The following is a 24667-nucleotide window of genomic DNA, read 5'->3' as shown; positions in this document are numbered from 1 at the left end:
GGGGTACGCGCTGACGCCGGGCTTAGTCCCCGGCCTCCAGTTGATGGATGACGGGGTCCGCCTGAACGGCGGTTTTTCCCGGGGGCGGGCCGAAAAGATAGTCGTAGACGGCCTTGGCCATGGGGGCGGCCACCTCGCCGCCGTGGCCGCCGTGCTCCACGAGCACGATCACCACGTAGCGCTTGCCGTCCTTTTCGCCGAAGGAGGCCAGCCAGGCATGGTCCCGGTATTTATAGGGCATGTCGGCGGCCTTGCGGCGCTGGTCGGCATTGATGAGTTTGACCACCTGGGCCGTCCCGGTCTTGCCCCCCACCCGGGCGTCGGGACGCAAAAGCCGTCTGGCCGTGCCGCCCTGGACCGTATCCACCATGGTTTCGACCAAAAATCTCCGATGTTCGTCGGCCAGGGGCAGCACCCCCTGGATCTCGGGAGGCTCGTCGCGCAGCAGGGAGGGCTTGAGGAGCTTGCCGCCGTTTAACAGCGCCCCGACGTACCGGGCCACCTGCAGCGGCGACACCAGCACGTACCCCTGGCCGATAGAGGCGTTTAAGGTCTCGCCCCGGGTCCAGGCCTCGCCGAAACGTTTTTTCTTCCACTCCCGCGACGGGATGAGTCCGGCCTTTTCATGGGGCAGATCCACCCCGGTGGGCACGCCGAAGCCGCTGGCCTTGGCGTAGGCGTTGATGCGGTCCATGCCCATGCGTTCCCCGAGCTTGTAGAAATAGACGTCACAGGACTGCACCAGGGCTTGGCGCAGATCCACATAGCCGTGGCCGCCCTTTTTCCAGCAGTGAAACTTGCGGTTGCCAAGCTGGTAGGAGCCCGAGCAGACCACGCCGTCTTTATACGTGATGAACCCCTCGGACAACCCGGCCGCGGCCACCAGGAGCTTGAACACCGATCCCGGCGGATACAGGCCCTGGGTGGTGCGGTTCTGGATGGGATGCATGGGGTTGTCGCGCAGCTCGGACCATTTGTCCTGGGGCACGCCCAGAACGAACAGGTTGTTGTCGTAGGCGGGCTGGCTGACCAGGGCCAGCAGTTTTCCCGAATCCGGCTCGAGCACCACGATGGCCCCGGCCTGACCGTCCAAGAGTCCGGCGGCCAGGCGTTGCAGATCCAGGTCGATGGACAGGGCGATGTTGTTGCCCGCCGCCGGCTCCACGATCACCTGTTCGTTGTGCTGGCGGCCCAGGGCGTCCACCTCGACCTGCTTTTTGCCCTTGGCCCCGCGCAGCCAGTTCTCCATGGTCAGTTCCAGGCCCTGCTTGCCCACGGAGTCGCCCAGGGACAAGGCCTGGTTTTTTTCCAACTCCTCTTCGTTGGCCTCGGCCACATATCCCAGGATGTGGGCCATCAGCGACCCTTCGGGATAGTGGCGCTTCTGCCGGACCACGATCTCAAGACCCGGCCAGAAGATGTCGTTGGCCTCAATGTGGGCCAGGGCTTCGTAGGACAGATCGGTGACCAAGATCAGGGGCTCGAAGGGTTTGACCCGCTTTTTGCCGCGCTTGAAGGTCTCCATGAGGGCGGCGGGGTCGGCCCCGGTCCATTGGGCCACCTTGGCCAGGGTGGCCTCCACGTCCTCGCAGTCCTCGCGCACCAGCCCCAGGGCGAAAGAGGGTTCGCTCACGGCCACGGGGCGGCCCGTGCTGTCCCACACCCGGCCCCGGGCCGAATCGATGAGCACCTGGCGCATCTGGTTGTCCAGGGCTTTTTGGGCGAACTGCTCCCCCTTGTGCACCTGGAGGTACCAAAACCGCAGGGTGAACAGGCAAAACAGCCCGAAGACCATGACCTGCAAAAGGATCAGGCCGGAGCGCGGGGCGTGCTGGGTTTCGGACTCAAACCGCATGGGGATTTTCCGGCAGATGGTTGTAAATCAGGTAGACAAGGCCCCATTCCACGGGAAAAATCAAGGCCTGGAGGAGTCCCTCCACCAAAATCCTGTCGGCCGGCAGGGTCCAGTCCTGGAGCACGGCCATGACGTGGGACAGGATGAGGTGCAAGAGCCCAAGGCAGATGCCCAGGATGAACATGAACAAGAAATTCTTGGCCTCGAACAGCCAATGGCCGAAATAATACAGCCCGACCAGCGCCCCATACCACAAAAGCCCCGTGCCGAAGGCCAGGCTGCCCGTGCCCTCCTGGATGAAAAGCCAGGCCAGCCCGAGCCAGGCCGAGACCGTCCATTTTTCCTCCTGCAGGCACAGGATAAGCCCTGGGGCCAGGAAGTCCACCCCGGGAATGATGCCTTGCAGCCAGACGCCCGCCAGGGTGAACAAAGACCAGAAGGCGATGGCGAAGGCGTTCACGGGCTGCTCCGGGGCGGCTTTTTCCGTGCGGTCCCAGGCGCAGAGGCCGGACGCGGCGGCTCCAGACCCGGGGCCCGGCCCGAGGGGTCCGGCGGCACCACCTTGGTCGAAGGACTGTGGGAGATGGGGTCCGGCGTCGGCTCATTTTGCCCGGACACGCCCCCGTGCCCTGGCTCCGCCTGGACGCGGTCCTCTTGCGCGCTCTTGGCCAAAAGGGCCACTTCCTCCAGGCGTCTGGCGTCGAACAGCGGCTCGGCATAGACCGTCTGGAAAAGCGACGGCCCCTTGCGGCCCACCTCGGTCACCCGGGCCACGGGCAGCCCCTTGGGGAAGATCTCCTCCAGGCCGGAGGTCACCAGAAGCTCCCCCTCCTCCAGCGGCGCGCCCAGGGCCACGTATTGCACAACCATCTCGCGGTTGGCCCCCTCGCCTTTGATGATGCCCTGGGTGCGGTTTTTCTGGGAGGTGACGGGGATGCGGCTGTTGGGGTCGGTGACCAGAAGCACCGTGGCCGCCGTGGGGCTTAGGCGCAGGATGCGGCCGATGACGCCGTCCGGGCCGGTAACCGGGGTGTTGACCTCCAGGCCGTCCAAGGCCCCTTTGTCCAGGAGCACGGTTTCCAGGGAGGCGTTGGGTCCCAGGCGGTGGGAGATGACCCTGGCCCCCTGCCGGGACCAGCCTGCGGGGGGGCGGATGGTCAGGATGCGGGCCAGGCGCTCGGCCTCGGCCGCCTTCTCCCGCAAAAGGACGAGCTCCTGCGTGGCCTCGGCGAGCGAGGCGCGCAGGCTGTCGTTCTCTTCTCGAACCCCCACGAAATAGACGTAGCGGTCCCAGAAAGAAGAGACCCGCGAGGCGGCCCATTTCCCCGGCGCCAAGACCCACTTGGCGAATTCCAGGCCCGTATAGCTCGCCAGGGCATCCACGTATCCGGTGCGGATGTTCCAGGTGAAAAGGCCAAGATAGAGAAAAAGGACGACAAGCAGGCCGAAAATGATCCGCTGCGGCGTGGGCTTAATCTATCGTGACCTCCTTGAGCACGTCGAGATTGTCTAGGGCCTTCCCGGAGCCGAGAACGACCGTGGACAAGGGGTCATCCACAACGGTGATGGGCAGCGACGTTTCCTCGCGAAGGAGCTGGTCCAGCCCGCGAAGGAGCGCGCCGCCGCCGGTGAGCACGATGCCCCTGTCCACAATGTCCGCCGCCAGTTCCGGAGGCGTCTGCTCCAGGGCGATGCGCACGGCCTGGACAATGCTCTCCACCTGCTCGGAGATGGACTTTTGCACCTCTTCGGCCGTGATCACGATATTTTGCGGAATGCCCGTGACCAGATCCCGGCCCTTGACCTCCATCTCCCCGGTGCTGGTGGAGTGGTGGGCCGAGCCGATCGTGATCTTGATCTGTTCCGCCGTGGATTCGCCGATGAGCATGTTGTACTTGCGCTTGACGTACTGCATGATGGCTTCATCCATCTTGTCGCCGCCAACCCGGGCCGACTTGGAATAGACCACGCCGGACAGCGAGATCACAGCCACCTCGGTGGTGCCGCCGCCGATGTCCACCACCATGTTGGAGGTGGGTTCGGTGATGGGCAGGTTGGCCCCGATGGCTGCGGCCATGGGCTCCTCGATGAGGTAGACCTCGCGTGCGCCTGCGGACTGGGCCGACTCCTTGACGGCGCGCTTCTCCACCTGGGTGATGCCCGTGGGCACGCAGATGATGATGCGCGGACGCACCAGCCGCCGGGAGTTGTGGACCTTGGTGATGAAATGCCGCAGCATGGCCTCGGTGACCTCGAAGTCGGCGATCACGCCGTCCTTCATGGGACGGATGGCCACGATGTTGCCGGGGGTGCGGCCAAGCATCTTCTTGGCCTCAATGCCCACGGCCAAGACCTTGTTCACGCCCCGGTGGTCCTTTTTGACCGCCACCACCGACGGTTCGGACAAAACGATGCCCTTGCCCTTGACGAACACGCAGGTGTTGGCCGTCCCCAGGTCGATGGCCAGGTCGTTCGAAAAAAGGCCGAGCAGCCGATCCAAAATTCTGGACATATATCCTCTCTTCCCCCACATTTCGCGGCGGTGGAAATCGTGAAACGCCCGTTGTTCGTTCATTCTGCGGGCGTTGTCAACACGCGGGCGGACCCGGTCATGAGATATCAGACCCTTGCGGCCTCGTGCCTGCGCCGCCTGGGAAGGCGGGCGCACAAAATCCCCCTGGATGCGGGGTTCACCTGTCCCAACCGGGACGGAACCCTGTCGCACGGGGGATGCGTGTTCTGCAATCCGTCAGGGTCGGGCACCGGCCTCCTCCTTAAAGGATTCGGCCTGCGGGCGCAATGGGACCGCCTGACAGCCAGATTTTCCGGCCGCCCCGACCCGCCCCTTTTGTGGGCCTATCTCCAGTCCTTTTCCAATACCCACGGCCCGGCCCAAAAACTCGCCGCCGCCCTGGAGGCCATGGCCGCCCTGCCCGGCATCGACGGCCTGTGCCTGGGCACCCGCCCCGACAGCCTTGACGACGAAAAGCTCGACCTCCTTGCCGCCTTCCCCCACGCCGAACGCCGCCTGGAGATCGGCCTGCAATCGGCGAACGACGCCACCCTTGACCGCATCGGCCGGGGCCACGACGCAGCCTGCTTCGCCCGGGCCGCCCACGCCGCCGCCTCGCGCGGCCTCCTGGTGTGCGCCCACGTCATGGCCGGACTTCCTGGCGAATCCCCGGACGACTTCCTGGCTACCGTGGATTTCGCCGCCACCCTCCCCGTCGATTCCATCAAACTCCACAACACCCTTGTGGTCCGCCACAGCCGCCTGGAGGCCCTGTGGCGCTCGGGCGGCTACCGGCCCATGGACCGCCAGGACTACGTGGCCCTGGCTGCCGCAGCCATCGCCCGCCTGCGTTCGGACATGACCGTCGAGCGCATAAACGCCGACGCCGCCCCGGACGAGCTGCTGGCCCCGGCCTGGGCGGCCGACAAATCCGGCCTCATCCGCGACATCCGTACATGCCTGGCCGATGCCGATTCCTGGCAGGGCAGGGATCGCGACGCCCCGGACGCCATGCCGCAATGGTGAGGGGGTGGGTTGTGGGGGGTGGGTTGTGGGGAGGCCTCCGGCGGCCAAAGGGCTTCGCCCCTTGGAATCCCCGAACGGGAAGCGGCCAACCTCTTGCGGTTCACCGCGACAGGCCATGCCTTCCATGACGGGCGAGGGGTTTGCGCACGGCGCGGCCCGGCAGGCCCGAGCGAAGCGACGCATGGCCTGCCGGGTGCGCCGTGTCGCAGGCCCCGAGCCCGGCCCGCCAGCAGGCACACACAGATGGTCTCCTCCGAGCCCGGCCCGCCAGCAGGCGCACAACAGATGGTCTCCTCCGAGCCCGGCCCGCCAGCCCCGCTTCCGGACAGTGGCCTTTCCGCCGAAATCCGGATAGGGGAGAAAAAGTCCATTCACCCCGGAGAACCGCCATGATCGAAACCGTCGTCGCCGCACCCCTGGCCCTCGACATCCATTGGGACGCAGAAAAGATCCGCGAAATCACCCTGCGCTGGGCCGACGGATCCTCCCCCGAAACCGGGCCGGTGGAAGCGGCCGCGCCGCAGGCCGCCGCACGCATTCCAGCCGTGCCCCATGTGGTCACGGAGACCGGCCGGGCCATGCAGGAAGCGCTTTCCCGCTACGTGGCCGGTGAGGACGTGCGCTGGCCGGATCTCCCCCTGGATTTTTCCCGGCTCACCCCGTTTCACCAGGAGGCATTGGACGCCCTGTACCGGGTTGCCCACGGGACCGTGATCACTTATTCGGAGCTTGCGGCCATGACCGGCCGTCCCACGGCGGCCCGGGCCGCCGGACGGGCCATGGCCACGAACCCCTTTCCCCTGGTCCTGCCCTGCCACCGGGTGGTGGGTAGAAAGGGGGCCCTGACCGGGTTCGGGCCGGGGCTGCCCATGAAACGCTGGCTTTTGGTCCTGGAAGGGGTGCTTTCGGCCTGAGCCCCCGCCTAAAGGCCGCCAAATCATTTTTTTTTGAAGGATCACCGCATGTTCACCGGACTGGTCATGGGATGTGGGCGGGTGGCCGCCATGTCCCGCATGGGCCGCGAAACGCGCCTGTCCATCACGGCCCTTTTTTCCCTGCCGGACATCGTCCTTGGCGAGTCCATCGCCGTCAACGGGGCCTGCCTGACCGTGGAGACGGCGGGGAAAAACGAATTTTCCGCCTACGCCTCGGCCGAGACCCTGGCCCGAAGCAGCCTGGGCCTGCTCAAAACGGGAAGCACGGTCAACCTGGAACGGGCCCTGTGCCTGGGCGACCGTCTGGGCGGGCATCTGGTGTCGGGGCATGTGGACTGCCTGGCCGAGGTGGAGTCCATCGTCGCGGCCGGACAGTCACGCATCTACCGGCTGAAATTTCCGGCCGAGCACGGGGAGATGGTGGTCGCCAAGGGCTCCGTGGCCCTGGACGGCATAAGCCTGACGGTCAATGAATGCGGCCCGGACTTTCTGACCGTGAACATCATCCCCGAGACGCAGAAGGCCACCACCATTTCCGGCTGGAAGCCGGGTACGGCCGTGAACATGGAAACGGACCTCATCGGCAAATACGTGCGGCGCATGCTCGGCCCCTTCCTACCCGGGGCCGGGACGAAGGCCGCGCCGACCGGTGCGGCCGCAGGCGGCCTGACCGAGGCCTTTTTGCGCGGCAACGGATTCTGACCGGCCCCGGGAAACGCCCCGGGCGGCCCTTGCCTTGCCCCCGGGCCTCCTTTACAGTATTGCCCCTTCCGATCCGGTCCATGCCGGGCGGATGAGGACGTGCGTCCTTGAGGCCCGAACTTCGGGGTTTCGAGACGTACATATTGGAATATTTATTTTTTCTTAAAAAATGCCAGGGCGTTTTTTAAGATTCACGCCAGAACGGCCGCCAGGGGTTCCCGGACCCGTCCGGGACCGCCCCGCAGAGGGAAGCATATGCCACTTTGCAGCACCGAAGAAGCCATTGCGGAGATCCGCCAGGGTCGCATGGTCATCCTGGTCGACGACGAGGACCGGGAGAACGAGGGCGACCTGACCATCGCCGCCGAGAAGGTGACCCCGGAGATCATCAATTTCATGGCCACACACGGCCGGGGCCTGATCTGCCTGCCCATGTCCGGCGAACTCATCGACCGCCTGGGCCTGCCCATGATGACCGACCAGAACAAGTCGCCGTTCGGCACCGGGTTCACCGTATCCATCGAGGCCAAACGCGGCGTGACCACCGGCATTTCGGCCTTCGACCGGGCCACCACCGTTCTTACCGCCGTATCCGAAGGCGTGGGGCCCGACGACATCGTGGTCCCGGGCCACATCTTCCCGCTTCGGGCCAAGGAAGGCGGCGTGCTGGTGCGGGCCGGGCAGACCGAGGGCGGCGTGGACCTGGCCAAGCTGGCGGGGCTCAAGGCCGCCGCCGTGATCTGCGAGATCATGCGCGACGACGGCAACATGGCCCGCATGCCGGACCTGATCGAATTCGCCAAAACCCACGGCCTCAAAATCGCCAGCGTGGCCGACCTCATCCGCTACCGCATGAAGTTCGGCCACCTCTCCGTGAGCAAGGTCGCCGAGGCCGACCTGCCCACCTGCTACGGCCATTTCCGCACCGTGGCCTTTTGCGCGGACACGGATTCCCGGGCCCATCTGGCCCTGGTCAAGGGGGACATCACCCCGGACGAACCCACCCTGGTGCGGGTGCACAGCGAATGCCTGACCGGCGACGTGTTCGGCTCCATGCGTTGCGACTGCGGCAACCAACTGCAACGGGCCCTGCGCATGATCGAGGCCGAGGGCAAGGGCGTCCTCCTCTATATGCGCCAGGAGGGCCGGGGCATCGGGCTGGCCAACAAGATCCGGGCCTACTGCCTGCAGGACCAGGGGATGGACACGGTGGACGCCAACGTCAAGCTCGGGTTCAAGGCCGATCTGCGCGACTACGGCGTCGGGGCCCAGATCCTGGTGGCCCTGGGCGTCTCCAAGATGCGGCTGATGACCAACAACCCCAAAAAGATCGTGGGGCTTGAGGGCTACGGCCTGGAGGTGGTGGAGCGGGTGCCCATCGAGGTCGATCCCGTGGAGGAAAACGCCTGCTACCTGCGCACCAAGAAGGAAAGGATGGGACACATCCTGCACCTGGACGAAACCGGCGGCCGGAAATAAGCCGCCGCATCCCCCACATACACACAAGGAACCGCACGCCATGCAACACATCCGCACCGTGGAAGGCAAGCTTCAGGCCGAGGGACTCAAATTCGCCATCGTGGCCGGACGCTTCAACGACTTCATCACCGAAAAGCTGGTGGGCGGGGCCGTGGACTACCTGACCCGCCACGGGGCCAGACGCGAAGACATGCTCCTCGTCCGGGTGCCCGGGGCCTTCGAAATCCCCCTGGCGGCCAAAAAACTTGCGGCCAGCGCCGAATACGACGCCGTAGTCTGCGTGGGCGCGGTCATTCGCGGGGCCACCCCGCATTTCGATTTCGTGGCCGGGGAATGCGCCAAGGGGCTGGCCATGGTCTCGCTGGAATCCGGCGTGCCCGTGGGCTTTGGCGTGCTGACCGTGGACACCCTGGAGCAGGCCGTGGAACGCGCCGGCAGCAAGGGCGGCAACAAGGGCGTGGAGGCGGCGGCCGCCGCCCTGGAAATGGTGCGCGTGCTGCAACAGCTGTAGCGGCTCGCCCGACGCGCCCCCCGTCCCGGGCCCTTTTTTCCAAACCCGATTTCAAATCCGCGGGGACCGGCCATCCGGTTCGCCCGCTCCGAGTTTGCAACACATGGTTGACTCCCCCACGACGGACCCGTCCGCTCCCGAAGGGTCCAAAGGCGGCCGCCGCAAGGCCCGCAAACGGGCCTTCGAGATCCTCTACGGCCTGCATTTCGAACCCCCGGCCGATGAAAAATCCCTGGCCCGGCGTTTTGCGGCCTGCCCCCGGGACGACGAAGTCCCGGCCAAACCGGAAAACCGCGATTTCGCCTGGGAACTGGTGCTCGGGGCCTGGTCCTGCCAACGGGAACTCGACGAGGTGGTGATCCGCTTCTCCAAGAACTGGAAAATCGCCCGCATCGCCAAGGTGGAGCTGACCATCCTGAGGCTGGCCATGCACGAGATCCTGCACCGCCAGGACATCCCGCTGCGGGTGGCCATCAACGAGGCCGTGGAGCTGGCCAAGACCTACGGCGACGACAATTCCCCGACCTTCATCAACGGCATCCTGGACGCCGTGGCCAGGGCCGTGGACAATGGCGAATTCACCATCCGCAAGGGCCTGTGACCCCTCCCGGACGCCGGAGACGATCATGCCCACGCCGCTTGCCCTCCTGACGCTCCTTCTGGCCTCGGTCCTGGCCCTGGCCGCCGTGCCTGCCGCCCGGGGCGCGGAACAGGGCGCGCCGACCGACACGGCGGCCGTTCTGGACGGCCTGGACGCCTTCGTCGACCAGGCCCTCGGGGACTGGCAGGTTCCCGGCGCGGCCGTGGCCGTGGTCAAGGACGGCGTGACCGTCTACGCCAAGGGCTTCGGCCTGCGCGACACGGACAAAAAGCTGCCTGTCACCCCGGACACCGTGTTCGCCATCGGCTCCTGCACCAAGGCCTTCACCGCCGCCGCCCTGGCCCTACTCACGGACCAGGGGACTATGAGCCTGGACACCCCGGTGCGGGACATCCTGCCCGGCTTTCGCATGTACGACGACTACGCCACGGCCCACGTCACCACCCGGGACATGCTCCTGCACCGCACGGGGCTGCCCCGCTACGACGCCCTCCTGGCCCTGCGGCCGGAGGTGAGCCGCGAGGAGGCCGTGGCCCTGTTGCGCCATCTGCCGCCCAACAAGGAACTGCGGGCCGGATTCGAATACAGCAACCTCATGTACGTGGCCGCCGGACGGCTGGCGGAGGTCGTCTCCGGCCAATCCTGGGAGACGCTCGTGGCCGGGCGGCTGCTGGCCCCCCTGGGAATGGCCGCCACCTCCTTTTCGCCCCAGACGGCGCAGGCCTCGCCGGATTTCGCCAGACCCTACGTCCTGCGGCGGGGCAGATTCGCGGAGATTCCCTTCGCGGACATCACCCCCTTCGGCCCGGCCGGGTCCATGTTCGCCTCGGCCACGGACATGGCCCGCTGGCTGGCCTTTCATCTCCAGGACGGCCGGGTCGGCGACGAGGCCCTGATCACCAAGACGGCCATGACCGAGATGCACACCCCCCAGATCATCACTCCCCGGGGCCAGCCCAACCCGGAGATTCCCTTCGGCGGCTACGGCCTGGGCTGGGGCGTAAGCGCCTACCGGGGCCATCTTTTGGTGCTGCACGACGGCGAGATCGACGGGTTCAAGGCCCTGGCCTCCTTCATGCCCGACGACGGCATCGGCGTGGTGGTCCTGACCAACCGCATGGGCGCCCCCCTGCCGGAGATCGTGGCCTTTCAGATTTACGACCGGCTGCTCGGCCTGTCCCCCTTCCCCTGGGCCGAACGGGCCAAGGCCGACCGCGCCCAGGCCGCAAAGGTCCGCACGGCCAAGGCGGCGGCGACGCTGGCCGTCCCGGAGCATCCCGCGCCGCCCACGCATGGGCTTTCGGCCTATGTCGGCGTCTACCGCCATCCGGCCTTTGGCGAGGTGCGCATCGAACTCCGGGACGCCGGGCTTGCGGCCCTGTGCGGCGGCGAGACCCTGCCCCTGGTCCACGTCACCTACGACATGTTCCGCACCGCCCAAGCCGACGCGGCCGACGCCCCGACCAAAAACGGCGATGCCGAACCCGCCGGGGACTCCACGTCCGGCCTTACCGCCACATTTCATATGGACCACTCCGGCGCCATCACCAGGCTGGACATCCCCCTGGAACCAAACGCCGCAGACATCGTTTTCACCAAAGTCGCCGCCGATCCCGGCCCGTCCGAACCGGCCGCCACACCCGGCGACGCGCCCCAAGGAGCCACACGCCCATGAGCAAGTACGCGCCCCAAGAAGTCGAACGCAAATGGCAGGAAATCTGGGAAAAAACCGGAACCTTCCATGTGGAGGCCGACCCCTCCCGGCCCAAATACTACGTCCTGGAGATGTTCCCCTATCCGTCCGGGCGCATCCACATGGGGCATGTGCGCAACTATTCCATCGGCGACGTGGTGGCCCGCTTCAAGCGCATGGAGGGCTTTAACGTCCTGCATCCCATGGGCTGGGACGCCTTCGGCATGCCCGCCGAGAACGCGGCCATCAAGCACGGCGTGCATCCCGCCGCCTGGACCTTCGAGAACATCGACACCATGCGCGTGCAGCTTAAGCGCCTGGGCTATTCCTACGACTGGCGGCGCGAGCTGGCCACCTGCCATCCCGGCTATTACACCCACGAGCAGAAGTTCTTCCTGGACTTTCTGAAGCGCGGCCTGGCCTATCGCAAGAAATCCCCGCAAAACTGGTGCCAGACCTGCCACACGGTGCTGGCCAACGAGCAGGTCATCGAGGGCTGCTGCTGGCGGTGCGACAACCCCGTGGTGCAAAAGGATCTGGAGCAGTGGTTTTTGCGCATCACGGCCTATGCCGACGAGCTTTTAGACGACCTGAAGCTGCTTGAGGGCGGCTGGCCCGAGCGCGTTTTGACTATGCAGCGCAACTGGATCGGCAAGAGCGTGGGGGCCCAGATCGACTTCCCCCTGGAGACGCCCACGGCCTCGGGGCACAAGGCCGTGACGGTCTTCACCACCCGGCAGGACACGGTATATGGGGCCACGTTCATGAGCCTGGCCGCCGAGCATCCCCTGGTGGCGGAGCTGATCGAGGGGTCTCCGGAAAAAGAGAAGGTGCTGGCCTTCGTGGACAAGGTGCGCAACATGGACCGCATCGTGCGCACGGCCGACGACCTGGAAAAAGAGGGCGTATTCACCGGGGCCTTCTGCATAAACCCCTTCACCGGCGCAAAAATGCCCATCCATGTGGCCAACTTCGTGCTCATGGGCTACGGCACCGGCGCGGTCATGGCCGTTCCGGCCCACGACCAGCGCGATTTCGAATTCGCCAAAAAATACGGCCTGCCCATGCAGGTGGTCATCACCCCGCCGGGCGAGCCCCTGGACGCCGCCTCCATGTCCGAGGCCTACACCGACCCGGGCGTGCTGGTGGACTCGGGCGAGTTCACGGGGCTTGACAACGAAACGGCCAAGGCCCGCATCGCGGATTTTCTGGAAGAAAAAGGCATGGGCCGCCGCAGCGTCCACTACCGCCTGCGCGACTGGAACGTGTCCCGGCAGCGGTACTGGGGCGCGCCCATCCCGGTCATCTACTGCCCGGCCTGCGGCGTGGTTCCGGTCCCCGAGGCCGACCTGCCGGTTTTATTGCCGCGCGAGGTCAAGACCCGGCCCGACGGCCGCTCGCCCCTGCCCGAGACCCCGGAATTCGTGAACACCGTGTGCCCGGTGTGCGGCCAGGCCGCCCGGCGCGAGACCGACACCTTCGACACCTTTTTCGAGTCGTCCTGGTATTTCGCCCGCTACGCCTCGGCCCGCAAGGCCGACGCCCCGTTCGATCCGGCCGAGGTGGGCTACTGGCTGCCCGTGGACCAGTACATCGGCGGCATTGAGCACGCCATCCTGCACCTTCTCTACTCCCGGTTTTTCGTCAAGGCCCTGCGCGACGCAGGCTATGTGGCCTTTGACGAGCCCTTCTCGCACCTTCTGACCCAGGGCATGGTCATCAAGGACGGCTCGAAAATGAGCAAGTCCAAGGGCAACGTGGTGGACCCGGACGTGATGATCAAAAAGTACGGGGCGGACACGGTGCGCCTTTTCGCGCTGTTCGCCGCGCCCCCGGAAAAGGATCTGGACTGGAGCGACACGGGTATCGACGGCGCGGCCCGGTTTCTGTCGCGCCTGTGGCGATTGGCCACCGAGGAGCTGGCCGGGATGTTGAGCGCCGCTTCGCCGTGCGCGGCCTTCTCCGAGGCCGAGCTGGCCGCCCTGCCCCCGGTTTTCAAGGAGTTGCGCCGCCGCGAGCATCTCCTGGCCCACAAGGCCGGCAGCGACATCCGGGAGCGTTTCCAGTTCAACACGGCCATCGCCGCCGCCATGGAGGCCGTGAACTTCCTGTTCGCCAACGTGGCGGACCTGCGCGCCGAGTCCAAGGGGGCCAGGGTGGTGTCCTCGGCCATGGCCACGATCCTGACGGTGCTCTCGCCCATGGCCCCGCACATCTGCGAGGAGCTGTGGCAGGCCATGGGGCATGGGGACAGCCTGTCCGGACGGCCCTGGCCGGTGCATGACGACACGGCCCTTCTGACCGACGAGGTGGAGGTGGTGATCCAGGTCAACGGCAAGCTACGCGGCAAGATCAGCGTGGGCCGCGACACCCCCAAGGCTGAGGTGGAGAGGCTGGCCCTGGCCGAGCCGAACGTGGCCAGGCACCTGGACGGCAAGACCATCCGCAAGGTGGTGGTGATCCCCGGCAAGCTGGTCAACGTGGTGGCGGTTTAGGCCACGCCCGGGCCGAAGGGGAAGGATTGCTCTTCGCCCCCCCGGCGCGGGCTATTCGATGACGGAATTGACCACCACGGGCGGGCCGCTCCCCAGATAGAAGATGCCCGGATAGCCCGCCGTCTCGAAGCCTTCGCTTGGATTTTTGCGCAGGACCGAGTCTTCGATGCGCAGGGTTCCGGTCAGATCGTTGCTGACGAAAAAAATCGCCCCGCCGCCCTCCCGGGCGGCATTGTCCTCGATGCGCGTGCCGCACAGGTCAAGGGTGAAGGTGTTGCCGTCATTATAGATGGCCCCGCCGCTGCCGCCGCCCGGGGTGCCCGGCCGGGCCGGGTTGGCCCCGTAGCCCACGGCCCGGTTGTGGGTAAAAAGGCTGTTTCGCACCGTCCACGACACCCCGATGCTGCTTATCCCCCCGCCGTTGGACCCCGTATTGCCGTAGCCCGCCCTGCCGCCGAAGGTGCTTCCGGTCACGTACAGGGGCAAGTCCTGGGACTGGTCGAAGGCCCGCACGGCCGCGCCGCCCACGTCCGGGCCGGTTGCGGCGCAGGCGTTTCGGAAAAACCGGCAGTTGACGATTTTGAGCCGTCCGCCCCGGGCGAAGATGGCCCCGCCGCCGTCCTCCTCGCCCGTGGCGTCGCCGTCCACAAAGGTCAGGTTCTGCACCGTGAGCCGGGGATGGTCCTGGTCGTCGCAGTGGGGCGTGGTCCAGACCTGGGCTTGGTCGCAGGTGTTCATGTACAGGATGCGCCGCACCCCGCCGCCGCTTAGGGTCACCTTGCCGCCGCCGTCGATGACGATGCGCGGCCCGGTGTCGTTGAAAATCTTCGCGGTCTGGGACAGGACGATGGTCACCGGGGCCGGGCCGCAATCGAAGACCATGACCCCGCCCTGGGCCACGGCCTCGACCACGGCCTGGCTGGTGCAGCTTTGCGGCGTGCCGTCGCCGATGGTCCGATCCGGCGCGGACACGTCTTCGAGCCCCGCCTCGGCCGGGACCGCGCAGTTTCCATCCGGATTCCCAGCCACGGGGGGCGCGGCGGCGATGATGGCGGGCAGAAAAAGGGGCCAGGGATCGTCCTGGGCGGAGGCCGGGGCGACGGCCAGGCCTCCTGCGACCGCCAGCCAGGCCATCAGGACCGCAAGATTCGAGGCAAGGATAGTGACGCGCATCACGTTTCTCCCGGTTTTTGATTGTGACGGAAGTAGCCTGGCCCAGGCCGGCTGTCCACCCAGCGCGGCGGGCCGTTTCCACCGTCCGGGGCCACCCTGTCCAGGCCGCCGCCGCATGGTCCCAGGCCACCCGCCCACATTTGATAATCATTTTCATCTTGACGATTATGTTAATCACGAATATTTTTGCACTGGGTTAACACCTTTCCGGATTGTTCTCGCCCTTCCCGGGATGATGGCGGAACCATAGGGATTCCAAGGTGTTTTATTGCTTGCCGACCATACCGAAGACCATTTCACCAACCCTTGACGGTAAAAATACGCGCTTTGCAGCACATGCACCTAAATTGTCGTGCATCTGTCGTGCGGAGGACAACACAAGGAGGCTAGGAATCATCCATCAGGCGTTTTGCATTCCCAGGGATGGGAAACGGCCCTCTGCGGCCAGGCCGTTTCGTCGGCTTCGCGCTCCTTTTGTACGCCGTTGGACGCGCCAAGGCCGACCGACCGGGCCGTGTCGGGAGACAGAGATCCTGACGGCATCGGTGCGCAGATCCCCATATTCTTGTTCCGGCGTGATCATGAGAGGCTTTCCCCGTGGACAAAAATCTGGTGAAAAAACACGAAAAAACCCTGCTGTCGGCCATGGCGTCCGTGACCCAATGCCAAAACGTGCTCACCCGCCTGGACCGGCAATGGACCCGGGCCACCCTGACCGGCAAGATCAATTGCAGCCGCATCGCCCAGACGCTCATCGACTTCATCATCACCACCCAGGACAATTTCGCCTCCCTGCAGACCACCCTTTTGGACACCCTGGTTCTGGAAAGCACCCAAAAAGTGGTTCTGGAGATCTCCGCCGTGGCCCAGGTGGCCATCGACATCCTTAAGCGCAACCTCTTCGAGCGCACCGCCGACGTGGGATTTCTGGCCACGGACGACGAGCTGGTGCGCTTCCTCCTCGACGGGCAGGGCCACATGGAGGCGGCCCAGATCATCGAGGATCGGCTGCGCGAATACCGGGAAAAGTACACGGTCTACGACGAAATCATCGTCCTGGACGACCAGGGCCGGGTGCGGGCCCACCTGGACCACGAAAACCGCATCACCCGCACCGCCGATCCGCTTTTCAAGGAAACCCTGGCCGCCGATTCCTATGTGGAGACCTACCGGGAATCCGACCTAGCCCCGGGGCGCGGCGACGCGCTCATCTATTCCCAGGCCATCCGCCATCCCGACTCGGGCGTCCCGCTTGGCGTTTTGTGCCTGGTTTTCGATTTCGCCGGGGAAATGGCGGGCATCTTCGAAAACCTCGCCCAGTCCTCGGAAGACATCATCATCATGATCCTCGACGAATCCGGCAAGGCCATCGCCAGCAGCGACCCGGCCAAGGCCCCGGCCGGGCGGACCTATGCCATGGCCCGAAACGACGACTTCCACCTGGAGCAGATCGCCGGGGAGCCCTATCTGGCCAAGACCCTGGCCACCAACGGCTACCAGGGCTTTTTCGGCCTGCCCTGGTACGGCCATGTGGCCAAGCGGGTGACCACGGCCTTTCGCAACGGATCAAACGGCCACGGCCTGGACGAACGCACCATCCGCCAGAACGCCATCTTTTCCGGCCGTCTGGTCCAGGTGGAGGAGGCCTCGGAAAACGTGCTGTCCGACCTGGAGCTGGTGGTGCAAAACGGCGAGATCATGGCCGCCAAGAAATCCCTCCAGGCCGATCTCTCGGAGCGGGTGGAGGCCCAGGCCCTGCCCTACGTCTTAAACGAGGTCAAAAAGATCGGCGACCAGGTGCAGCACGTCTTCCAGACCTCCACCGACGCCCTGCTCAAGCTGGTGACCTCCTCGCGCCTGCATGACGTGCGCTTCCTGGCCCAACTGGCCATCGACATCATGGACCGCAACCTCTACGAGCGGGCCAACGACTGCCGCTGGTGGGCGCTGACCTCGGACTTCCGGCACTTCCTGGACAAACCCGTCCTTCCGCCCGACGAGCGCGACCGCATGCGCGAGATCCTGGCCTACATCAACAGCCTCTACACCGTGTACACCAACCTCTTCGTCTACGACACAAGCGGTACGATCCTGGCCTGCTCCAACCCCGACGAGAACCATCACGTGGGCCGCGTCCTTCAGGCCGATTTCGTCTCCCGGACCCTGCGCCTCGTCGATTCCCAGCACTACTGCGTCTCGGGTTTCGAGCCGACGGATCTCTACGCCACTGATGGCGCACCCCGGCGCACCTATATCTACAACGCCTCCATCACCTCCCTGGCCGATCCCGGGACCGTGCTCGGCGGCATCGGCATCGTGTTCGATTCCGAGCCGCAGTTTTTGTCCATGCTGCGCGACTGCCTGCCCCGGGACGGGCAGGGCGACATTCTGAACGGATCGGAGGGCATGTTCGTGACGCCCGGGGGCTTGGTCATCGCCTCCACCAATCCGGACATCGCGCCCGGCGACGTGGTGGACGTGTCCCAGATCTTCTGCCAGCTCACCTGCGGCCAGTTCACCTCGCATCTGGTGGCCGAGGACGATCGGCTCTACGCCGTGGGCTGCGCCCACAGCGCCGGATACCGCGAGTACAAGCGCGACGGCGTCTATGCCAACGACCTTTTGAGCGTCATCCGGGTGCGCATCTGAGGCCAGGGGGGACGGCCCGGCCGTCGGGCCGCCAGGTGCGGGGAGGCCCGGAACGCCGGGGCGGCAGGGCAGGGGGATTGTTTCCCACGATTCCAGGCGGGCGCTTCCCGGGACGCGGCGCGCCCCGGTCAGGTCTTCAGGCCGGGTTTTCGGGGCGGTGGCCGTCGAAGATCCCGGGCCCCAGGCTTGCGGCCAGCCCCAGGGCGCACAGGGCCACGGCGAAAAGCAGGGCCACGGCCGCCCAAAACCCCAGCCTGTCGCGGGCCAGCCCTGGCAGATAGGAGCCCAGCACCCCGCCGCTGTAATAAAACGCCAGGTACAGCCCGTTGACCACGCCCTTTTGCCGGGGAACGGCCGCGTTGAGGATGCCCGGCGCTGCGGCGTGGGTCAGAAACATCCCGCCGCACAGGACCACCACGGAAAAAAAGATGGCCCAGGCCGCAGGCGCGGCGAAGACCAGCACGGAGGCGGCCTCCACGGCCAACCCGACGGTGAGCACGGCCTTGCGCCCGCCCAGAAGCCGCGACGCCCGGGGCGACCACAGGGAAGCGGCGATGCCCACCAGATAGCCCAGATACATAAAACCAATGCGCGCCGAGGAGACCGGCCCCTCTATTTCCGTCAGGCGGAAAGGCAGGATGTTGAGCATGCCGGTAAAGACGAAAAAGAGGCAGGCGGCCATGAGGTAGGTTTTGAGAAACCCGGGGCGGGCCAAGACCTGCCGGACGATCCCCGGCGAAGGCTTGGCGAATTCCGTACGCGCGTCGGCCGAAAGCGTCCTGGCCAGGGCCAGACACCCGCACAAAAGCGCGGCCAGCACGGCGAAGGGAGCCCGACGCCCCCACTGCGCCGCCGCAAGCCCCGAGAAAAAACGCCCGGAAAATCCGCCCAGGGTGGTCACCGCGATGTAGGTGGCCATGACCGCATGGACCCGATCCGGCGTGGCCGAGGCCGCGACGTGGGTCATAAGCGCGGTCAGAAGCGCCGGAACGGCCATGCCCTGGACGAAACGCAGGGCCAGAAACACCCCGAAGGAATCGCAAAAGGCCAGCCCGGCCTGGGTGGCGGCCAGGACCGCCAGGGAAACCACCATGGTTTGCCGCGTCGAGACCGATTCCAGCAGATAGCCGTACACGAGCGGCCCGGCGGCCAGGGGCAAAAGCGTGGCCGTCACGGCCAGGGCGGCCGTGGCCAGACTCAGGCGAAACTCCCCGGCCAGAAGCGGCAGGAGCGGCTGGGGGGCGTAGATGGTGGCGATGGCCGTCAGGGTCATGACCATGGGCACGAGCAGGTCGGCCCGCTTCCAGGTACATCGGGTCATGGTTCGGGCATTCTCCGTTGCGGTCAATCCTGCCCGTGATCCGGGCATCGCCCGGCCGGGGGCGTCCCTGCCGGGCCGCCCGGCTGGCGGGACGGCTCCCGTCTTCTGTCACGCCCCCCTCCCCGCGACAACCCCTTTTTCCGCCAAATCAATACAACCCGCCACATACCAGGGGGGTCTCCCCCGCAGACAGCCCTGGCCTGACGTGTGAGGGCCTCCGGGCCTGACGCTTTGCATTTTTTTTCACAAATAATCCGTTATATTTCGGTTTATTGACGTTTTAATGATATTTTGACCCTTGCCAAGGTTGTGCATATGGGATAAATCGGGTCTTACTTATCCGTTTTACCTAACTCGTTGAACTTTCTGGAAACTTGAATCACAAGGAGGTTCAGTATGGCGCTTCTCGAATGGAACGACCGTCTTTCGGTAAATATCCGGGAAATCGACGACCAGCATAAAAAGCTGGTGGACATGGTCAATCGCCTGCACACGGCCATGAAGGAGGGCAAGGCCGACGCGCTTGCCATGCCGATGGTCGCCGAGATGAAAAAATACGCCGCCAGCCATTTCGCCACGGAGGAGCGGCACATGAAGACCCACGGCTATCCGGACTACACGGCGCACAAGGCCGAGCACGACAAATTCGTGGCCAAGGTCATCGCCGTGGAAAAAGACCTCAAGAGCGGCAAGTGTGCCATGTCCATGGACATCCTGAACTTCCTCTCCAACTGGCTGGTGAACCACATCAAAGGCACGGACAAAAAATACAGCCCCTTCCTCAACAAAGCCGGCGTCGTTTGATCGGCCATGGCACACGGACTCTCCTTCACTGCGGCTGTCGTCGCCGTCATCCTGGCCATAGCGGCAGGGGTGACGGGATCTCTCGACGGGCCATGGAGCAAGGCGGTTCCGGCCTTGGCCGTGGCCTGCGTCGCGGCCATCGTGGCCAGTTGGGCGGCCAGCCGCCGGGCCATGTCCACCCTTCAGGGGAGGCTCCGGGCGCTTTTGCCCGCAGGAGAACTCCCCGTCGAGGCCGAAACCGACAACCTGATACAAAGCCTGGACAGGCGTCTGAGCACAGCCTGCCGGGAGCAGCGCCAAGCCCTGGATCTCCTGGCCCGCCTGCCGCTTCCGTGCATGACGGTCGTCTGTTCAGGCCAACTGAAGTGGCGCAACGAGTCCATGGCCGCCCTTATGGGCGGTGGGCGCGGGATGGCGGGACAGGACACGATGGATGCCTTCTGCGCCCGGACCAGCGCCGGAACCTGGGACAACCTGCGCTCCGGAAACTATGACGGATCGCTTTTGCGCGTCGCCCGTCCTTTGGGCGAAGAATCCCTGTACCGGGTGGATCTGCGCGAAATCGACACGGCCGAGGGCTGCTGGCTGTGCCTCTTCCAGGATATGACCGGGGCCTGCCGGGACGTTGCGAGCCTTGAGACGGCGCACGCGACCATCCGGGACATCAACGCCCGCATCACGGACGCCGCCGCCGCCCTGGAGAACCAGAGCAAGGACATCAGCCACAGCCTGGTCTCCCTGGTCGCCTCCATGCACGACTCCAAGGACCAGGCCGGGCAGGTGGCCCAGGCCATGCAGGAGATGACCGACAACGTGCGCATGATGGCCACCATGGCCGCGGAAACCGCCCAGACCGCCATAGGGGCCGAAAACCAGGCCCGCGACGGGGCCGGGACCATCAAACGCACCGCCGAGGTGACGCACAAGGTGGTGGCCTCCTACGACAACCTGCAACTCATCCTGGCGCAGTTGGTGGGCGAGGCCGGCAGCATCGGCAACGTGGCCGACATCATCTCCGACATCGCCGACCAGACCAACCTGCTGGCGCTCAACGCGGCCATCGAGGCCGCCCGGGCCGGAGAGGCGGGACGCGGCTTCGCCGTGGTCGCCGACGAGGTCCGCAAACTGGCGGGAAAAACCATCACGGCCACCCGGGAGGTCCGCACGGCCGTGCAGGCCATCGAGACCTGTTCCCGAAAGGCCGTGGACGCCATGGCCGCGACCAATGAGGACATCTCCTCCTCCTGCGGTCTGGTCGAGTCCGTGGAGAACTCGTTTGCGGCCATTGCCGAGGCCATGGTCTCCGCCGCCCGGGGGATCGACGACATCGCCCACCGGGCCGAGCAGCAATGCGCCTCAAGCTTCGAGATCAACATGTGCGCCTTAAACGTCACGGACACCTCCCAGGAGGTGTACGACGAGGTGCAAAACGCCAGCCGGGAGCTGGAACGCCTGGTCGAACAGGTGACCCAGGTACGCGAGCTGGCGGCCACGACCCTGCGCGACGGGGAATTGGCGCGCACGGCCGCCAGCGTCAAGGCCATGGGTTTGTGCCCCACCGCCCACGTCTGACCGCCCAGGCGGCACGGCGGCAAGGAGAACGGCCCGTCTCCCCGGTTGTGGGAGTGGGCCGTTTTCGCTTCCGATCAGTTCGTCGTCGGCCACGGGCCATGCCCGATTTTTCCGTGCCATTCCCTCTGTTTTCAAGACGTGTAAAACGGGTTCGCACCTTCCGGATATGCCTGATAAACTTCATGACATTCCTGCATATTCCATGATATCAAGGGAACGATGATCACGCATACCGTGGCCCTTTCTTCTCCCAGCAACCACCCCTCCCGGGCCATCGCCGCGTCGGCCGCAAAGTATCACGCGTTCTCATGTCTTGCCTCACTCATGTATGCACAAATGTTCGGTTTTATGCCACTTCTACGTCATTTTTGCAATGTCGTGCAGTGAAATGGCCGTGGGGCTCTTTTCGCATTCCCCAATGCAATGATGGACAAACATAGGCAGCCACCCGGAAAAGGAGCGAACATGAACAGGATACGCATGACGGATACACTCAGGTATAAATTCGATTCGTTCATGTCGCGCGGGTCAGGGGCCCTCATCCTTGGCCTTTTCACCATGTCGGCAATCATCATTCTGATCGCCTCCACCCTTGTCGTCTTCCTGGATCTCGCCCCGGAGCCCCAACCGCTGCCGCTGCTCATGTGGGGAAACCTCATGCGCCTCATGGACGCCGGAACCCTGGCCGGGGACAGCGGAGACTGGAGCTACCTGGTGCTGATGCTTTTGGTGACGGCTGGCGGCGTGTTCATCTTCAGCAGCCTCATCGGCGTGCTGACCACGGGGCTGGAGGCCAGGCTGGAGGAACTGCGCAAAGGCCGCTCATTGGTGGCCGAGACGGGCCACAGCGTCATTTTGGGCTGGTCCCCGCACATCTTCGCCCTGGTCTCGGAGCTTTCCCTGGCCAATGAGAGCCAAGGATCCTTTTGCATCGCTATCATGGCCCAGAGAGACAAGGTCGAGATGCAGGACGAACTGCGCGACAAGATCTCGCTGCCCAAGGGGGGACGCCTCGTCTGCCGCACGGGCGACCCCACGGACGTCGATGACCTGGCCATCGTCAATCCCGGCGCGGCCAAGTCCATCCTGATCATCACCGCCGACCCCGACGATCCTGACGCGGTGGTGCTCAAGACCGTGCTCGCCCTGTCGCGCCGTCTGGACGGCGTCGAGGGGGGCCCCGGCATCGCCGCCGTGCTGCGCAGCGACAACAGCCTCTCCGCCGCGACCATCGCCGGGGCGGGCCGGGCCGTCTTCATCCCGGCCGGCGGCATCGTGGCCCGGATCATGGCCCAGACCTGCCGCCAACCGGGGCTCTCGGCCATTCTCACCGATCTTTTGGATTTTTCCGGCGACGAAATCTACATGCATGCGGATCAACGCCTGACTGGCAAGACCTATGGCCGCATCGCCCTGAGCATGGGGCACGGCTCGGCCATGGGCCTGCGCACGGCGGCCGGCGAGGTGCTCATCAACCCGCCTGCGGATACGGTTTTCGGTCCTGGGGACGCCCTGATCTGTCTGGCCCAGGATGACAGCATGATCGCCCTGAGTGACGACGCCCCTGCCGTCGACGCCTCGGTTCTGGCGGACGTTCCAGCCAGCGCGGCCGCGCCGGAGCGCCTGCTCATCCTCGGCTGGAACCAGCTTGGGCCCTTGTTTCTCGCCAGCACCGACGAATATGCCGCCCCCGGCTCCGACGCGCTCATCGTGGCCCCGGCGTTCGCGTCCAACGCCCCCATCCCGGGAAACCTGCGGGCCATGCGCGTGGAGTCCAGGATCGGCGAGGTTTCGGACCCGGATGTCCTGCAAAGCCTGTCGCCCCAGGATTTCGACCATGTCATGGTCTTCAGCGATCCCAGCCTGCCCCTGCAAAGCGCCGACGCCCGGACCCTGGCCATCCTGCTGCATCTGCGGGCCATCGCCGATCGGCTGGGACGCCACTTTCCCATCACCACCCAGATCCTCGACGACCGCAACCATGCCCTGGCCCAGGCGGCCCGGGCCGACGACTTCATCGTCAGCGACCGGCTCCTGAGCATGATGCTGGCCCAGGTCAGCGAAAATCCCGAGCTGCTCCGGGTGTTTGGGGAGCTGTTTCGGGCCGAGGGCTCGGAACTGTATCTCAAACCGGCCTCGTCCTATGTGCGGGAAGGCTGCCCCGTGAACTTCGCCACCGTGATCCAGGCCGCCCTGCGGCGCGGTGAATCGGCCCTCGGCTGGAGGAGCATCGCCACGGCCTCGGATGCCGGGGCCAATTACGGCGTGCGGCTCAACCCCGGCGTCCGGGACACCATCACCTTCGCCCCTGGCGACCGCATCGTGGTGCTTGCCGAAGACGACGGCTGATCCGGCGGGGGCGAGATGAACCGCAAGGCGCGTCCCCTGATCCTGCAGGACATGAAAACCGGCCCCGCCGCCGGAGGCCGGGTTCCTCCCTGGGGACTCAGTTCCTTTTTTGTGCCTGATTGCGCGGCCCGGCGGGGAGTCGTATGGGGGAGGAAAGAAAGGAGCCCCCATGCATATCCTGGCCATAAACGGCAGTCCCCGAAAAAAGGGCAACACCGCCACCCTGCTCGGACACGCCCTGGACGGGGCGCGGCAGGCTGGCTCGCAGGCGCGGATCGTCCATCTCTATGATCTGGACTATACGGGCTGCATCAGTTGTTTCGAGTGTAAGAAAATCGGCGGCAAAAGCTACGGCCGCTGCGCAGTCAAGGACGGGCTGACCCCGATTCTGGAGGAGGCGGCGCAGGCCGACGCCCTGATCCTGGGCACGCCGATCTATTTCGGCGCCGAGTCCGGCATGACGCGCTGCCTCATCGAGCGCCTGCTTTTTCCCTACCTGTCCTACACCCCGGGCTATCCCTCGATTTTTCCGAAAAAGATCCCCACGGCCCTGATCTACACCATGAACGTGCCGGAAACGATCTTTGCCGAACGCGGCTACGACCGGATCGTGAAGCGCCTGCGCGAACCCATGGCCCGGACCTTCGGCGCCTGCGAGGTGTTGCTGTGCCAAGACACCTACCAGTTTCCGGACTATTCCAAGTACCTGTGCACGGTCTGGGATGAGACGGCCAAGCGCAAACGCCGCGAGGAGGCCTTCCCCCAGGATTGCGCCAGGGCGCAGGATCTGGGCCGCCGCCTGGCCGGGGGTTCTCCGGCTTGACGCCGCGCCCCTCCCCGCAAACGCAGGGACGGCCCGAAGACCTGCCACACGGGACAACTGCGCTGCACGTTTGAACACGCATCACTTTCGAACAACTCCTGGTGTGCCGTGACACATAGATTTGACTAGCGGGGAAACCGGGATATGCCGGGAGGAAGCGGGACATA

General features: G+C 65.5%; 19 protein-coding genes. 13 read left to right on the top strand and 6 right to left on the bottom strand.

The window, feature by feature from the left end:
* Positions 1-22: 22 nt before the first annotated feature.
* The 4 genes from mrdA to GD606_RS15825 all read right to left on the bottom strand — a co-directional run bounded on the left by mrdA (position 23) and on the right by GD606_RS15825 (position 4367).
* Positions 23-1855, bottom strand: coding sequence for a penicillin-binding protein 2 (mrdA, locus tag GD606_RS15840; RefSeq protein ID WP_163303091.1), 1833 nt, complete (start codon positions 1853-1855; stop codon positions 23-25).
* Complete coding sequence (locus tag GD606_RS15835; RefSeq protein ID WP_163303092.1) at positions 1845-2315, bottom strand: hypothetical protein; 471 nt, start codon at positions 2313-2315, stop codon at positions 1845-1847. The genes mrdA and GD606_RS15835 overlap by 11 nt, the downstream gene beginning before the upstream one ends.
* The gene (mreC, locus tag GD606_RS15830; RefSeq protein WP_246298842.1) at positions 2312-3238 is read right to left on the bottom strand and encodes a rod shape-determining protein MreC; all 927 of its coding nucleotides are present in this window, start codon (positions 3236-3238) and stop codon (positions 2312-2314) included. The genes GD606_RS15835 and mreC overlap by 4 nt, the downstream gene beginning before the upstream one ends.
* 88 nt (positions 3239-3326) lie before the next feature.
* Positions 3327-4367 carry a rod shape-determining protein gene (locus tag GD606_RS15825; protein WP_163303093.1) on the bottom strand — a complete coding sequence of 347 codons (1041 nt, stop codon included), beginning with the start codon at positions 4365-4367 and terminating at the stop codon, positions 3327-3329.
* Between the two features lie 99 nt (positions 4368-4466).
* Between GD606_RS15825 and mnmL the strand changes: the two genes are divergently transcribed.
* The 8 genes from mnmL (at position 4467) to leuS (ending at position 13809) form a co-directional block, all read left to right on the top strand.
* Positions 4467-5393 carry a tRNA modification radical SAM protein MnmL/YtqA gene (mnmL, locus tag GD606_RS15820; RefSeq protein ID WP_163303094.1) on the top strand — a complete coding sequence of 309 codons (927 nt, stop codon included), beginning with the start codon at positions 4467-4469 and terminating at the stop codon, positions 5391-5393.
* Between the two features lie 389 nt (positions 5394-5782).
* On the top strand, positions 5783-6307 hold the full coding sequence (locus tag GD606_RS15815) for a methylated-DNA--[protein]-cysteine S-methyltransferase (protein WP_163301334.1): 525 nt from the start codon (positions 5783-5785) through the stop codon (positions 6305-6307).
* A gap of 48 nt (positions 6308-6355) precedes the next feature.
* Positions 6356-7030 carry a riboflavin synthase gene (locus GD606_RS15810; protein WP_163301335.1) on the top strand — a complete coding sequence of 225 codons (675 nt, stop codon included), beginning with the start codon at positions 6356-6358 and terminating at the stop codon, positions 7028-7030.
* Between the two features lie 255 nt (positions 7031-7285).
* Positions 7286-8509, top strand: coding sequence for a bifunctional 3,4-dihydroxy-2-butanone-4-phosphate synthase/GTP cyclohydrolase II (locus tag GD606_RS15805; protein ID WP_163301336.1), 1224 nt, complete (start codon positions 7286-7288; stop codon positions 8507-8509).
* Positions 8510-8549: 40 nt separating this feature from the next.
* Positions 8550-9020 carry a 6,7-dimethyl-8-ribityllumazine synthase gene (gene ribH, locus GD606_RS15800; RefSeq protein WP_163301337.1) on the top strand — a complete coding sequence of 157 codons (471 nt, stop codon included), beginning with the start codon at positions 8550-8552 and terminating at the stop codon, positions 9018-9020.
* Positions 9021-9123: 103 nt separating this feature from the next.
* Positions 9124-9621 (top strand): transcription antitermination factor NusB, encoded by a 498-nt coding sequence (nusB, locus tag GD606_RS15795; protein WP_163301338.1) that lies wholly within the window; start codon positions 9124-9126, stop codon positions 9619-9621.
* A 25-nt stretch (positions 9622-9646) separates the two neighbouring features.
* The gene (locus GD606_RS15790; protein ID WP_163301339.1) at positions 9647-11296 is read left to right on the top strand and encodes a serine hydrolase; all 1650 of its coding nucleotides are present in this window, start codon (positions 9647-9649) and stop codon (positions 11294-11296) included.
* Positions 11293-13809 carry a leucine--tRNA ligase gene (gene leuS / locus GD606_RS15785; protein WP_163301340.1) on the top strand — a complete coding sequence of 839 codons (2517 nt, stop codon included), beginning with the start codon at positions 11293-11295 and terminating at the stop codon, positions 13807-13809. The genes GD606_RS15790 and leuS overlap by 4 nt, the downstream gene beginning before the upstream one ends.
* 51 nt (positions 13810-13860) lie before the next feature.
* On the opposite strand, the gene GD606_RS15780 is transcribed toward leuS, so the two are convergent.
* Complete coding sequence (locus GD606_RS15780) at positions 13861-14982, bottom strand: hypothetical protein (protein ID WP_211922116.1); 1122 nt, start codon at positions 14980-14982, stop codon at positions 13861-13863.
* 597 nt (positions 14983-15579) lie between these two features.
* Between GD606_RS15780 and GD606_RS15775 the strand changes: the two genes are divergently transcribed.
* Entirely contained in the window at positions 15580-17631 is a 2052-nt protein-coding gene (locus GD606_RS15775) for a cache domain-containing protein (RefSeq protein WP_163301341.1), read from the top strand.
* A gap of 136 nt (positions 17632-17767) precedes the next feature.
* Here the strand turns inward: GD606_RS15775 and GD606_RS15770 are convergent, their stop codons facing one another.
* On the bottom strand, positions 17768-18952 hold the full coding sequence (locus GD606_RS15770) for an MFS transporter (protein ID WP_163301342.1): 1185 nt from the start codon (positions 18950-18952) through the stop codon (positions 17768-17770).
* A 396-nt stretch (positions 18953-19348) separates the two neighbouring features.
* Here GD606_RS15770 and GD606_RS15765 point away from each other — a divergent pair, with 396 nt between their 5' ends.
* From GD606_RS15765 to GD606_RS15750, 4 genes are all read left to right on the top strand, one after another.
* Complete coding sequence (locus GD606_RS15765; protein ID WP_163301343.1) at positions 19349-19756, top strand: bacteriohemerythrin; 408 nt, start codon at positions 19349-19351, stop codon at positions 19754-19756.
* A 6-nt stretch (positions 19757-19762) separates the two neighbouring features.
* Positions 19763-21328, top strand: a complete 1566-nt coding sequence (locus tag GD606_RS15760) for a methyl-accepting chemotaxis protein (RefSeq protein WP_163301344.1) — start codon at positions 19763-19765, stop codon at positions 21326-21328.
* A 465-nt stretch (positions 21329-21793) separates the two neighbouring features.
* Positions 21794-23677, top strand: coding sequence for a CASTOR/POLLUX-related putative ion channel (locus GD606_RS15755; RefSeq protein WP_163301345.1), 1884 nt, complete (start codon positions 21794-21796; stop codon positions 23675-23677).
* Between the two features lie 169 nt (positions 23678-23846).
* Positions 23847-24500, top strand: a complete 654-nt coding sequence (locus tag GD606_RS15750) for a flavodoxin family protein (RefSeq protein ID WP_163301346.1) — start codon at positions 23847-23849, stop codon at positions 24498-24500.
* The last annotated feature ends 167 nt before the right edge of the window (positions 24501-24667 follow it).

Origin of the sequence: Desulfolutivibrio sulfodismutans DSM 3696 (genome assembly GCF_013376455.1) — a bacterium.
Taxonomy (GTDB): domain Bacteria; phylum Desulfobacterota; class Desulfovibrionia; order Desulfovibrionales; family Desulfovibrionaceae; genus Desulfolutivibrio; species Desulfolutivibrio sulfodismutans.
Note: the sequence above shows the minus strand (reverse complement) of the source record. Positions and strands in the feature narration are given on the sequence as shown.